This is a genomic window from Limnobaculum parvum, assembly GCF_003096015.2.
Lineage (GTDB): Bacteria > Pseudomonadota > Gammaproteobacteria > Enterobacterales > Enterobacteriaceae > Limnobaculum > Limnobaculum parvum.
The window spans coordinates 2,329,031-2,343,123 of sequence record NZ_CP029185.2 but is presented as its reverse complement, the minus strand read 5'-3'; the positions used below and the strand labels follow the sequence as shown (position 1 = coordinate 2,343,123).

Below are 14,093 nucleotides of genomic sequence, written 5' to 3'. Positions count from 1 at the left end.
TATGAAGGACGTCAGCGTGGTGACCCGTCCACCGAGCCTGAATCTGATATTACCCAATGCCAGTCTGTATAAAATCAATCCGGCGGTAGGTAGTCGCTATTTAATCGAAACCGACCCTCAATATACCCAACTTAAGCGCTGGCTGGGTTCGGACTATATGACCAGCCGTTTACAGGCTGACCCGAACAATATGCATAAACGTCTGGGGGATGGTTACTATGAGCAGCGGCTGATTAGCGACCAGATAATTAACCTAACCGGACAGCGTTTTTTAAACGGCTACGCCAATGACGAAGAGCAATATATGGCGCTGATGAACAGCGGCGTGGAGTTTGCTCAGAAGTATCCTCTGTCATTAGGTATCGCGCTGACGCCAGAGCAGATGGCTAACCTGACTTCAGACATCGTCTGGCTGGTCAGCCGTGACGTGACCTTACCGGATGGCAGTATCCAAACGGTTCTGGTGCCGCAGGTGTATGCCATGATTAGGCCGCAGGATATTGACAGTAACGGTGCGCTTTTGGCCGGTAAACAAGTCAATCTGCAACTGACCGGTGATTTGGTCAATCAGGGGCGCATTCTGGCGGGGGATAAGCTGAATGTGCTGGCGCAGAATATTCAAAATATGGGCGGTAGCATCAGCGGCAATAATGTGATGTTGCTGGCGAATAACGATATTAATAATATCGGTGGGTTGATGCAGGGCTTTGACAGCCTGAGGCTTCAGGCCGGGCATGATATTAACCTCATCACCACCACCACGCAGGGAGAAAAGGCGGGTCGCAATGGCTCTTCCCATACGGCTATCAATCAGGTGGCAGCCCTTGCGGTTAATAACGACAACGGCACATTACAGCTTTCGGCGGGTCACGATATTAATCTGACGGCGGCGCTGCTGAGCAACGCGGGTCAGAACAGTGATACGAGCATTGCGGCGGGTCACGACCTGAATCTGAATACGGTGACAGTAGCGAAACAGACGGAGTTTTATAAAGACAAAAACAACTACCGTCGGGAATCGACTTCGTCAGAGGTGGGCAGTCAAATGACCGGCAGCGGCGATATCACCCTGTCAGCGAAAAATGACATCAATGCCCGAGCCGCGCAGGTGGAGGCCGGTGGTCAACTCGGGGTCATTGCTGGAAATAATCTGTCGATTACCAGCGGTGAGTCAACGGAAGACCTGAGCGAACATTCAAAGTACAGTAGCCGGGGAAGTTTTGGCAAAAAACTTACGTCAGAAAGCCATGATGAGCTGCATGCTGTTTCGGGGGTCAGCAGCAACTTTAGCGGTGACTCGGTGGTGATGAAGGCCGGAAACGACCTGTTGGTTCACGGAAGTCAGGTTACTGGAATTCATGATGTTTCGCTCAGTGCCGGAAATGACCTGACTATCGATACCGCCGCGGAAAAACGGGATGAGATGCATCTGTCCCGCACCACCAAATCGGGCCTGATGGGCACCGGGGGTATTGGCTTTACCGTTGGTAAAATAGATGAAAAATCCACCAATACAACGCACGGTATTGGCAATCTTGGCAGTATAGTCGGCAGTACCGAAGGCAACGTTACCTTAAGCGCGGGCAATCATCTCGCGGTCAAAGGCTCAGACGTTGTCGCCCAGCAAGACATCAGCCTGATGGGTAAAAACGTCACCGTTGAGTCAGTGGAAAACCAGACCCACATTCAGGACAAGTACGAACGTACCCAGTCGGGCGTGACCGTTGCGCTGTCTGGTGCGGTGGGTGGTGCACTGAATGCGGCGGTGACCGAAGCGAAACAGGCGCAGGAAACTCACGACAGCAAAATCAAGGCGCTACAGGAAATCAAAGCGGCGCTGTCGGCGGCGCAGGCCGTACAGGCCGGCATGATGGACTTGCCTAAAGACAGCGAAGGGTTTGTGGGTATCAGTATTTCGGGCGGTGCTCAGCGTACTGAATCCACCACCGACACCAAGATACGGGCGGCGCAGGGTTCGACCATTGCGGCGGGGAATAATCTGTCGATTACCGCCACCGGTAACGGTGAGAAAGGGGTGGATGGCGATATCACCCTTAAAGGCTCCGCCATCAATGCGGGGAATAATATGCTGCTTGACGCCAACCGGGACGTTAACCTGCTGGCGGCGGCGAACACCCAGAAAACCGACAGTGAGAACAAGAGCTACGGCGGTAACGCCGGGGTCAGTTTTGGTATTGGCGGGGGTAAAAACGGCCTGCGCTTCTTTGCGGATGCGAACTTTTCCCAGGGGAATATGCATGCAGACGGCCTGTACTGGACGGAGAGTCAGCTTGAGGCCGGTAATAACCTGACCATCATCAGCGGTCGGGATACCAATCTGATTGGTGCACTGGCGAAAGGGGATTCCGTCACGATGGACGTGGGTCGTGACTTGACGGTGCGTTCATTGCAGGACACCGATGACTACAGCTACGAGCAATACTCACTGAATATTGCCGGCAGCTACGGCACCGGTTTCGACGGCAGTCTGGGCTTCACGATGGACAAGATGGACAGCACGTGGGCCAGCGTGACTGAACAGAGCGGGATTTACGCCGGCAAGGGCGGCTATGACATTACCGTCGGTAAGCACACCCAGTTAGACGGGGCGGTGATTGCGTCGGAAGCGACGCCAGAACTGAACAGTCTGGACACCGGCACGTTGGGTTGGAGCGATATCAAGAACAAGGCAGATTATGACGTCAGCCATGTGTCGATGAGTATCGGCTCGGGCGGTGGCGCACCGTTTGGGTTCCCGGGCGTACCGGGTACGCCTATCGTGGTGGCCTATGGTGACAGCGCCAGTAGCACGACCCATGCGGCGATAGCGGATGGCAATATCACTATTCGCGACCAAAACAATCAGCAGCAGGATATTGCGAAGCTCAGCAATGACACGGCTAACGCAGCCAATCCGCTGGATAAGATTTTTGATGCCGATGAGCAGATGCGTAATCTGGAAGCGATAGGTCTGGCGGGGCAGATAGTGTCGCAGGTGACGACTATTGCGACCAATATTGGGGTGAAGGCGGCGCAGGATGAGGCGAAGGCCAGCATGGAGGCGGCATCGAAAGACCCCGCTATTCAGTCACAGGCCAGAGAGAATTTAGCGAAGCAGGATATCGAAAACCCAACGCAGGAGCAGTTGAATAAAGCTACCTACGATGTGGTGTACCAGGCTGCTTATGAAAGACAGATGAAAACCTACGGTACGGGCAGTGATGTTGGTCGAGCGATACAGGCGGCCGGTGCGGCACTGACGGTGGCGATGGGCGGTGGTAGTGCGGGGAACGCCGCCGCGGCGGCTTCGGCCCCGTTACTGGCTCAGGGCGTGAAGAAACTGGCGGATACGAATTTCCCGGTGGATAAAGAGCATCCGGATAACGCTAATCTGTTTGCCAAAGTTATCGGTCATGCCATCGTCGGTCTGGCGGTTGCGGAAGGTTCGGGCAATAGCGGTATGGCGGGTGCGTTAGGAGCTGCCAGCGGAGAGCTGATAGCGAAGACGATAGCGGAAGAATATTACAAAACCGATCCGGAAAAACTGACCGAAGCCCAGCGTCAATTTATTGCCAATATGACCTCAATCGCCACCGGCGTGGCGGCTGGTTTAGTGGCTGATAATACAGCGGATGCGGGAACGGCGGCTAGTGCGGCGTATAATTCTGCGGTGAATAATGAATTATCATTACCAGCAGGTATGGCTGAATATGGTCAGGCGGTCACATCGTGGAATCAGTACGGAGTGGACAATAACTTATCACCTGAACAAATCCAAGCCGGGATGGACAAGATAGCTAAAGGCGATTTACCTGAAGGGGCAAATATTACCAAAGCCATTGTTGAAGGTTATACAGATGGGCTGCTGATTGGAGGAGCCATTTACATTGGGCCAGCGGCAACATTAGGCAGAGCAACTGTAGGTGCACTAATTAGTGGGGGAGGTAACGCAATATACCAGTACACAACGATGGAACCTAGTGATCACATGGACTATTACAGCACAGTTGTCGCTACGGGTACCGGTTTTATGGCGCCGGGGAGAGGTATTATTCAAAATATGGTAATTAATATGGGTGGGGCGTTTATGACTGATGGACCAGATCTGTCCGCTCAGTCTGGGGCTATTGCTGGTTCATTAGCCGGTGGGGCTTTTGGGAAATATGTGCCTGCTCTAGCAAAACCATATATAGGATCGTTATCAGGAATAGTGACTGATATTGGTAGCTCATTTTCATATGAAATTGTAAATGATGCGACAAAAAAAACTATGAATAGTCCTAATAATAGTGGTGAGAGGAAGGAATAATGATAAAAAAAATGACCCCCTATATATTTATATTTATATTTCTATATATGACAGGAGCATTTTTTCTATTCGGGCTAATACTCAGGGGTTGTGTTGGACTCATTTATACTGGTTCATTAAACATTTCACTAGAGAGTATTATTAAAACTCTAGAAATGAGCAGTATAGCGGGTATATTGATTGCTATTGGTTCATTTATTTTTAATATCATTGACTTACGAGAGTCTCGAAAAAAGCAAACAAAAAGTAAAGATGGTGAATAGCTATCTGAATTCTGATAAAGCTCCGACTAATACTAGCCGGAGCTTTATTCTACCCGTCAGAAATCAATCACCATCCGTCCCCGCTCAGTGGTTACAGTCACCGGCTGCCCGGTGGTAAATCCTAGTTCTTCCAGCCATTTACCGCTGATTTTAAGTTGTGGGCAGGGTTGAGTTTTACCGCCATTGGGGACATATCCCACGGTGTAATGACGTATTTTTAGGATTACCGGGAGCACCGGGGACATCGGGAGCTATAGCACGTTATGCACTGAAAGCTGGCGGAGCTTATCAGGTGGGGTATGGTGTTGGGGAACTCTCTGATGGTCATTATGGTGCAGGGGCTTGGGATATTGGGTTAGGAACTGCGATGTTTGCTGGTGGTATGGCAGGGAATAGTGCTATTTCGAGAATTGATGGAGCTATAGCTTCGCCGGGGAAAGCAATATCGTGGCAGGAGAGTAGTCAATCATTAGATCCAAAAGCACATTCTTCGATTCCTAAAGTTACTGCAGAACTAACAGATCCAGTAACGGGTAAAGTGTTTACTGATACGAATCAGGGAAATCGTCCGGATTTCTATTTAGGTGACCAAAGTAGGCCGACATTAATTAACAATATTATTCAGGCTAAAATAGATAAACGTCCAGATAAAAACTACCCTAATGGTGATATGGCTACAGCTCACGCTGAGGTTGGTTCGATTCAACAAGCTTATGAGCAAGGAATGACGCAAGGCCGTAATATGGAGTTAGTTGTTTCAGGAAAACCCGTGTGTAACTTCTGTATGACTGATATTCGCTCTATGGCAGAGAAGGCTGGTCTAAACTCATTAACTATTTACGAGAAATCAACTGGTCATACCTTGTATTGGCAGCAAGGTATGAAAAAATAGAGAATAGAGGACCTTCGGAATGATAATTGAATATGAACTCTCTATTCATTTGAATAATAAATATCATGAGATTATTCAACCTACTTGGGTAATGGTGAAAGAGTATTTGAATTTATTAAGAGGGCAATCAGGTAGTACGCATCTAAGAATTATTAATACTCAAGATATAGGGCCTGAACGTTTAAGTGTTGAGGGTGAAGGTGAGTATTATTTAATAACCCTGTTAGAATATAACGAATTAGGTGGAGATGTAAGATCATTTTCTGAGCCGAAAGGCGGTAACAATAAAATACTTGTAAATGGAGATTATTGGCCTGATAAACAGCTTACAAAAGATTTTGATTTTGTTGTTGCTGTTTTCAAAGAGTTTTTCGAAACTGGTAATGTATCAAAAAAATATCTGAACTGATTTTATCAGCCCTATCTTTACGAACTGCCCTTACATAAAGGGGGTAGTTCGTGAATTTTTAACCATTAAAATTCCTCAACTCAAAATAAAAAATCCCACCCGAAAAAAGCGTTGCTCGAGAATTGATGGAACTATAGCTTCGTTGGGGAAAGCGTGGCAGGAAAGTAGTTCATTTTATAATAGTGGGGCAGATACAAGTGCATTAGCTGTACAAGCTAAGAAAGAATTATTAAATGAAATTAATAAGTTTAAATCTAATACTCAAGCTGAACGGGTTGCTGTAATGATAGGTGCATATGACCCTATTACAGGTAAAACTGCCGTAGGCTACAGTAATAAAATAATTACAGCTGATTCATTACATCCTACAACAGTTAGTTATGTTGAAGGACAACTAGGTGTTAAAATTGGAGAGTTTACTAGTTTTTGTAAAAACAAGGCAGGCGCGTGTGCGGAAGTATCTGCTGCAGATTCTTTAATAAGACAAGGTGTAAGGCCTGAAAATATTCAGTTTACACAGGCTGTTAGGCAAGAAAATGGTATATTATCAGATAAAGTAATCGTTGAAACATGTAATAATTGTAAAGTTACCTGGCCAAAAGGAACAAAATAATGAATGAAAAGAATATAGTTTGGGAACCTGGTTTTGGAACGATTTATACTTGGTTTGCGATGGACCGAAATGGGAAAATAGCCGTAATGGTTAATAATTGCTGGGGATGGTTGCCAAATTCTCTTTTATCAATCGATAATTTTGAAAAGTTGTTGGATGATCTCAATGAATATAAATGGGAAGAATCAGACATATATATAAATATTCCTGCAGATAAAAAAGGACAAACATTATTAGACTTGTATTCATCCCTAGTACATAGGAATAGTAATATTAGAAAGGATATTGAAGATTGGGTTTGTGCTAAACAATCTGAATCACTGTGTGAAATAAATATGCCATCAAGAAAAGGAGTGTTTATTTATCATAGTATAGAAGGCGATAACCCGGGAAAAGACTATCCGGTCGGCTATGATGGTGAAACTAAAATGGGTGATTATTTTAGATATTTAATGCCAACTATTTATGCCTCTATTGAAGATTTTCCTGAACCCCTAAGGCAAGGGATCGTTGTGTCAGATACAATAGACTTCACGGTAGATCGTTTACTGGATAATGATCGTATTAATGAATATTTCCCAAGAATGTATTCATAATAGTATTTTGCTCAGTGAGTTATCCCCAAAATTGAATATTCAATCTTGGGGATAAGCTGCCAAACTTGGTGTGTGTCAAAAAATACCCAAGCTCAAAACAAAAAATCCCACCCGATAAAAGCGTTACCCCTATACCCGCTCTTTGACGTTCAGTTACAGTATTGAACGGGTAAATATTCAACTGCCGGGTGAGAACGGTATGAAGGACGTCAGCGTGGTAACCCGTCCACCGAGCCTGAATCTGATATTACCCAATGCCAGTCTGTATAAAATCAATCCGGCGGTAGGTAGTCGCTATTTAATCGAAACCGACCCTCAATATACCCAACTTAAGCGCTGGCTGGGTTCGGACTATATGACCAGCCGTTTAAAGGCTGACCCGAACAATATGCATAAGCGTTTAGGCGATGGTTACTATGAGCAGACGCTTATCCGTGAGCAGGTCATCAACCTGACGGGAATGCGTTTTTTAAACGGCTACGCCAATGACGAAGAGCAGTATATGGCGCTGATGAACAGCGGCGTGGAGTTTGCTCAGAAGTATCCTCTGTCATTAGGTATCGCGCTGACGCCAGAGCAGATGGCTAACCTGACTTCAGACATCGTCTGGCTGGTCAGCCGTGACGTGACCTTACCGGATGGCAGTATCCAAACGGTTCTGGTGCCGCAGGTGTATGCCATGATTAGGCCGCAGGATATTGACGGCAGCGGTGCCTTGTTATCTGGGAAACAGGTTAACTTGCAACTGACCAATGATTTGGTGAATCAGGGGCGCATTTTGGCGGGGGATAAGCTGAATGTGCTGGCGCAGAATATTCAAAATCAGGGCGGTAGCATCAGCGGCAATAACGTGGCGCTGCTGGCGAATAACGATATTAATAATATCGGTGGGTTGATGCAGGGCTTTGACAGCCTGAGGCTTCAGGCCGGGCATGATATTAACCTCATCACCACCACCACGCAGGGAGAAAAGGCGGGTCGCAATGGCTCTTCCCATACGGCTATCAATCAGGTGGCAATCCTTGCGGTTAATAACGACAACGGCACATTACAGCTTTCGGCGGGTCACGATATTAATCTGACGGCGGCGCTGCTGAGCAACGCGGGTCAGAACAGTGATACGAGCATTGCGGCGGGTCACGACCTGAATCTGAATACGGTGACAGTAGCGAAACAGACGGAGTTTTATAAAGATAAAAACAACTACCGTCGGGAATCGACTTCGTCAGAGGTGGGCAGTCAAATGACCGGCAGCGGCGATATCACCCTGTCAGCGAAAAATGACATCAATGCCCGAGCCGCGCAGGTGGAGGCCGGTGGTCAACTCGGGGTCATTGCGGGAAATAATCTGTCGATTACTACCGGTGAGTCAACGGAAGACCTGAGCGAACATTCAAAGTACAGTAGCCGGGGAAGTTTTGGCAAAAAACTTACGTCAGAAAGCCATGATGAGCTGCATGCTGTTTCGGGGGGCAGCAGCAACTTTAGCGGTGACTCAGTGGTGATGAAGGCCGGAAACGACCTGTTGGTTCACGGAAGTCAGGTTACTGGAATTCATGATGTTTCGCTCAGTGCCGGAAATGACCTGACTATCGATACCGCCGCGGAAAAACGGGATGAGATGCATCTGTCCCGCACCACCAAATCGGGCCTGATGGGCACCGGGGGTATTGGCTTTACCGTTGGTAAAATAGATGAAAAATCCACCAACACGACGCACGGTATTGGCAATCTTGGCAGTATTGTCGGCAGTACCGAAGGCAACGTCACCTTAAGCGCGGGCAATCATCTCGCGGTCAAAGGCTCAGACGTTGTCGCCCAGCAAGACATCAGCCTGACGGGTAAAAACGTCACCGTTGAGTCAGTGGAAAACCAGACCCACATTCAGGACAAGTACGAACGTACCCAGTCGGGCGTGACCGTTGCGCTGTCTGGTGCGGTGGGTGGTGCACTGAATGCGGCGGTGACCGAAGCGAAACAGGCGCAGGAAACTCACGACAGCAAAATCAAGGCGCTACAGGAAATCAAAGCGGCGCTGTCGGCGGTGCAGGCCGTACAGGCCGGGATGATGGACTTGCCCAAAGACAGCGAAGGGTTTGTGGGTATCAGTATTTCGGGCGGTGCTCAGCGTACTGAATCCACCACCGACACCAAGATACGGGCCGCGCAGGGTTCGACCATTGCGGCGGGGAATAATCTGTCGATTACCGCCACCGGTAACGGTGAGAAAGGGGTGGATGGCGATATCACCCTTAAAGGCTCCGCCATCAATGCGGGGAATAATATGTTGCTTGACGCCAACCGGGACGTTAACCTGCTGGCCTCGGCGAACACCCAGAAAACTGACAGTGAGAACAAGAGCTACGGCGGTAACGCCGGGGTCAGTTTTGGTATTGGCGGGGGTAAAAACGGCCTGCGCTTCTTTGCCGATGCGAACTTCTCACAAGGGAATATGCATGCAGACGGCCTGTACTGGACGGAGAGTCAGCTTGAGGCCGGTAATAACCTGACCATCATCAGCGGTCGGGATACCAACCTGATTGGCGCACTGGCGAAAGGGGATTCCGTCACGATGGACGTGGGTCGTGACTTGACGGTGCGTTCATTGCAGGACACCGATGACTACAGCTACGAGCAATACTCACTGAATATTGCCGGCAGCTACGGCACCGGTTTCGACGGCAGTCTGGGCTTCACGATGGACAAGATGGACAGCACGTGGGCCAGCGTGACTGAACAGAGCGGGATTTACGCCGGCAAGGGCGGCTATGACATTACCGTCGGTAAGCACACCCAGTTAGACGGGGCGGTGATTGCGTCGGAAGCGACGCCAGAACTGAACAGTCTGGACACCGGCACGTTGGGTTGGAGCGATATCAAGAACAAGGCAGATTATGACGTCAGCCATGTGTCGATGAGTATCGGCTCGGGCGGTGGCGCACCGTTTGGGTTCCCGGGCGTACCGGGTACGCCTATCGTGGTGGCCTATGGTGACAGCGCCAGTAGCACGACCCATGCGGCGATAGCGGATGGCAATATCACTATTCGCGACCAAAACAATCAGCAGCAGGATATTGCGAAGCTCAGCAATGACACGGCTAACGCAGCCAATCCGCTGGATAAGATTTTTGATGCCGATGAGCAGATGCGTAATCTGGAAGCGATAGGTCTGGCGGGGCAGATAGTGTCGCAGGTGACGACTATTGCGACCAATATTGGGGTGATGAACGCACAGGATCAAGCCCGTGCCGAGGCAGATGCCAATAAGGATGCGGCTTCTAAAGATCCGGCCATCGTTGCACAGGCGAGAGCGGATTTAGCTAAAGCCGGTAATGAGAATCCAACGCAGGAAGATTTAAACAAAGCGACCTACGCGGTTATCTATCAGGCTTCTTATGACAAATTCTACGAAAAGGAAATGGAGTTCTACGGCACCGGCAGCAATGTTGGCCGAGCGATACAGGCAGCCGGTGCAGCGCTGACGGTAGCGATGGGCGGTGGTAGTGCGGGGAACGCCGCCGCGGCGGCTTCGGCCCCGTTACTGGCTCAGGGCGTGAAGAAACTGGCGGATACGAATTTCCCGATAGACGAGGAACATCCGAACAATGCGAACCTGTTCGCGAAAGTGATAGGTCATGCGATTGTTGGTCTGGCGGTAGCTGAGGGTTCGGGTAATAATGGCCTGTCTGGTGCGTTAGGTGCGGCCAGCGGTGAGCTGATAGCGAAGACGATAGCGGAAGATCTGTATCATAAGAAGACTGATGACCTGACCGAAGCCGAACGTCAGTTTATTGCCAACATGACCTCAATCGCCACCGGCGTGGCGGCTGGTTTAGTGGCTGATAATACCGCGGATGCGGGAACGGCTGCGGCGGCTGCGTATAATTCTTCTGTTAATAATTACCTTAGCCCATCAAAATCAGATGCGCTGACAAAAGCACTTGAGGAGCAAAAGGCCGGTGAAAACCTAGTTAAGGCCTCCACTGATATTGTTCAACTGATGGATGAAGACAAGTATACCAATGGGTTGGTACACAAGCTCCAGCAAGGTCAGGAACTGACGGAAAGTGAACAACAATCACTGGCACGTTCATTGAATCAATATAGCTTAGATCTTCAGCTTAATCTCGGTTATACAAAAGAGCGGGCAGAGGAGGCAGTACAAAGCATCCTGACCAGTAATTCATTCTTTGCTCCACCAACAGATGTTGAGGCTTATAATGAAGCATACCGTTATTTGGCAAGAGCAGGCTCTACCAATAGTCTGGCAAAAATAGGTAATGACGTATTTTTAGGATTACCGGGAGCACCGGGGACATCGGGAGCTATAGCACGTTATGCACTGAAAGCTGGCGGAGCTTATCAGATGGGGTATGGTGTTGGGGAACTCTCTGATGGTCATTATGGTGCAGGGGCTTGGGATATTGGGTTAGGAACTGCGATGTTTGCGGGTGGTATGGCAGGGAATAGTGCTATTTCGAGAATTGATGGAGCTATAGCTTCGCCGGGGAAAGCGTGGCAGGAAAGTAGTTTATTTTATAATAGTGGGGCAGATACAAGTGCATTAGCTGTACAAGCTAAGAAAGATTTATTAAATGAAATTAATAAATTTACGTCTGGTTCACAAGCAAGTAAAAACGCTGTAATGGTTGGCGCATATGATTCCTTGACAGGAAAAATAGCTATCGGTAGTAGTAATGCAAATATAAAGGCAGAAGCTCTACATCCTTTTGTCCACTCCCCTATATTTAGGACAGTAAGTTATTAGAGTTTTCCAGTTGTTTCCGATAAGCTGTTGGTGGCATATTTCCTAAGCTTTCATGTGTTCTTTCATCGTTATAATCTTGTTGCCAAAACCAAGCCATTTCCCGTACTTGGCTTAATGAGTCAAATAAATAGGCATTTAAAAATTCGCGACGAAACGAACCATTAAATCGCTCAATAAAACCATTTTGCGTGGGTTTCCCAGGCTGAATGTGAACTAATTTCACATTGTTTTCTTCACAATAATTCAATAAGTTAATAGAAATAAGCTCGGGGCCATTATCAACCCTAATTTGCTTTGGTAACCCACGCTCTTCTTTTAAACGTTCAAGAACCCGAATAACTCGTTCTGCGGGTAACGATGTATCAATTTCGATAGCTAAACATTCCCGAGTCCCTTCATCCAAAATATTTAATGTTCTAAAGCGTTTTCCACAATACAAAGCATCATGCATGAAATCCAACGCCCATTGAGCATTTGCCATTTTAGCGACTGACAATGGCTGTTTTTCTCGTTTTGGCAAAATCTTTTTAACCCGGCGTCGTAAATTCAGTCCTAAACGGCAATAAACCCGATAAACGCGTTTATGATTAAAATGATAGCCTTGAAAGCGAAGTCGAAAATAACATTTCCAAAAACCAGCTTGAGGCGATTTAGCTAAAACTGATTGAATCGCTGTAATCACCTGACTATCTTTTTCTTTCCAATCAATGCATTGTCGATAATAAACTGAGCGTGTTAATGCCGTCATCTTGCAAGCTTTTATGACAGATAATCCTGAGGTAACGAGTATTTTTGCGCAGGATTTTTTCTCTGCCATCACCAACCCTTTTTTGCAAAGAGCTCCTTCATAGCATGATTTTCCAGACTGACATCAGCAAACATCTTTTTCAATTTAGTATTTTCTTCTTCAAGCTCTTTAATTCTTTTTATATCAGCCGCTTCCATCCCACCATACTTTGACTTCCAGTTATAATAGGTTGCACTACTAATGCTATTTTGACGGCAAATATCATCCACTTTTATCCCAGAATCAGCGAGTTTTAAGATATTAACGATTTGGGTCTCAGTAAAACGGATCTTTTTCATAAATACTCCTGCAGTTAAGTAAGGCAGAAAGTCTAATTATAATTGTCTCATTTTAAGGGAAGTGGACACGGCTAAAGGATATGAAAATGCAAGGGCTAAAGGGTTGCAGTCTTATACTTCTACAGCAGGTGGTATTACCTTTAGAGTATATATAGATCCAAAAACTAAAAGCATTAGTAATTTTCATCCTAAATAGGAATGTAAAAATGAGTGATTCTTTTGACGAACTAAATCGTTTTTTATTTGAACTGCCATATGACTATAATAATCGAGATTGGATTGTAAAATCTTATTTTGACATCATGTATAGTGATGGAGACTTTTTGAGGACAATTGAACTATTATCTCAAAAAGGTGCTCTGAATACTGATGGCGCGTATTGTCACTTTCCTGATATGGATAGTTATGATGAAGAGGAACACTTTGAAGGTGTTGAATTTGCTGTTGGCTATCCACCAGAGGAAGACAATATAGTTATAGTAAGTGAAGAGACCTGCTATAAATATGTCAGGCTGGCCTGTGAAAAATATCTCCAGCTACATCCGGAAGATACTGAAAAAGTTAATACTCTACTGGCTAAAATGCCGTAATAAAAAGCTCCCGACTATATATTTTGGTCGGGAGATTTGTTTTAACCGTCAGCTAGTAATATCTGCCTCAATCACCACTCCACCTGCGAATTTTTGTTAAAACATTGCCTGAAGCGCAACAAAATAAAATAGTAATAATAAAATTATGAGGTGATTTATGGGTGCAACTTTTTTTATTGGATATAAGCCTCCAGAAAATGACAACATTGAGGGTAGCTTGCATGAAGGGCTCAATAGAAGTGCTTCTAATGCATTAGAAGTGCTATTTAAGGAAGCTTTACAAGAAAGATTTGTAGGCATATATGACCAAATTATGCAATATGAAGTTCTTGATCAAATTAGTTTTATTGAATTAAGCATTACTGATTTCAATATAGCAGTTCAAGCTATCAGAAATTGTATTTCATCCAGAAAAGAGCCATCAGAATTACAAATTTTTCAAAAAAATATTTGGGAGACTCAAATAGAGCCGCTTATTCAGCAGGATGAACGTTACCAACAAGGGTAATACTGAGTTCTTAATCAAGATAAACGGCCCCTTCAGAGTTTTGGAGGTGCCGTTTGATT

The 14,093-nt window shown here is 46.6% G+C and carries 10 protein-coding genes; 8 read left to right on the top strand and 2 right to left on the bottom strand.

Annotation, left to right across the window (positions count from 1 at the left end; translation table 11 throughout):
* Position 1 precedes the first annotated feature (1 nt).
* Positions 2-4,309: a hemagglutinin repeat-containing protein gene (locus tag HYN51_RS09865; RefSeq protein WP_108899877.1), complete on the top strand. Its 4,308-nt coding sequence runs from the start codon at positions 2-4 to the stop codon at positions 4,307-4,309.
* Between the two features lie 319 nt (positions 4,310-4,628).
* On the opposite strand, the gene HYN51_RS09855 is transcribed toward HYN51_RS09865, so the two are convergent.
* Positions 4,629-4,817 (bottom strand): SymE family type I addiction module toxin, encoded by a 189-nt coding sequence (locus HYN51_RS09855; RefSeq protein WP_108899875.1) that lies wholly within the window; start codon positions 4,815-4,817, stop codon positions 4,629-4,631.
* On the opposite strand from HYN51_RS09855, the gene HYN51_RS09850 reads away from it, so the two are divergent.
* The 5 genes from HYN51_RS09850 (at position 4,730) to HYN51_RS09830 (ending at position 11,850) form a co-directional block, all read left to right on the top strand.
* Positions 4,730-5,464 carry a cytidine deaminase-like fold-containing protein gene (locus HYN51_RS09850; RefSeq protein WP_230514076.1) on the top strand — a complete coding sequence of 245 codons (735 nt, stop codon included), beginning with the start codon at positions 4,730-4,732 and terminating at the stop codon, positions 5,462-5,464. The two genes, HYN51_RS09855 and HYN51_RS09850, sit on opposite strands and share 88 nt — an antisense overlap.
* Before the next feature lie 19 nt (positions 5,465-5,483).
* Positions 5,484-5,873, top strand: coding sequence for a DUF6911 family protein (locus HYN51_RS09845; RefSeq protein ID WP_108899873.1), 390 nt, complete (start codon positions 5,484-5,486; stop codon positions 5,871-5,873).
* A gap of 142 nt (positions 5,874-6,015) precedes the next feature.
* A complete protein-coding gene (locus HYN51_RS16620) occupies positions 6,016-6,486 on the top strand; it encodes a hypothetical protein (RefSeq protein ID WP_230513963.1) in 471 nt (156 codons plus the stop codon).
* Positions 6,486-7,082, top strand: coding sequence for a hypothetical protein (locus HYN51_RS09835; RefSeq protein ID WP_108899872.1), 597 nt, complete (start codon positions 6,486-6,488; stop codon positions 7,080-7,082). The genes HYN51_RS16620 and HYN51_RS09835 overlap by 1 nt, the downstream gene beginning before the upstream one ends.
* A gap of 199 nt (positions 7,083-7,281) precedes the next feature.
* A complete protein-coding gene (locus tag HYN51_RS09830; RefSeq protein ID WP_108899871.1) occupies positions 7,282-11,850 on the top strand; it encodes a hemagglutinin repeat-containing protein in 4,569 nt (1,522 codons plus the stop codon).
* On the opposite strand, the gene HYN51_RS09825 is transcribed toward HYN51_RS09830, so the two are convergent.
* A protein-coding gene (locus HYN51_RS09825; protein WP_108899870.1) for an IS3 family transposase occupies positions 11,831-12,936 on the bottom strand; the annotation gives its coding sequence in 2 pieces (ribosomal slippage) (positions 11,831-12,684 and positions 12,684-12,936; 1,107 coding nt in all). The two genes, HYN51_RS09830 and HYN51_RS09825, sit on opposite strands and share 20 nt — an antisense overlap.
* A 206-nt stretch (positions 12,937-13,142) precedes the next feature.
* Between HYN51_RS09825 and cdiI the strand changes: the two genes are divergently transcribed.
* Positions 13,143-13,526, top strand: coding sequence for a ribonuclease toxin immunity protein CdiI (gene cdiI, locus HYN51_RS09820; protein WP_157953020.1), 384 nt, complete (start codon positions 13,143-13,145; stop codon positions 13,524-13,526).
* A gap of 157 nt (positions 13,527-13,683) precedes the next feature.
* The gene (locus HYN51_RS09815) at positions 13,684-14,034 is read left to right on the top strand and encodes a hypothetical protein (protein WP_108899869.1); all 351 of its coding nucleotides are present in this window, start codon (positions 13,684-13,686) and stop codon (positions 14,032-14,034) included.
* Positions 14,035-14,093: the final 59 nt, after the last annotated feature.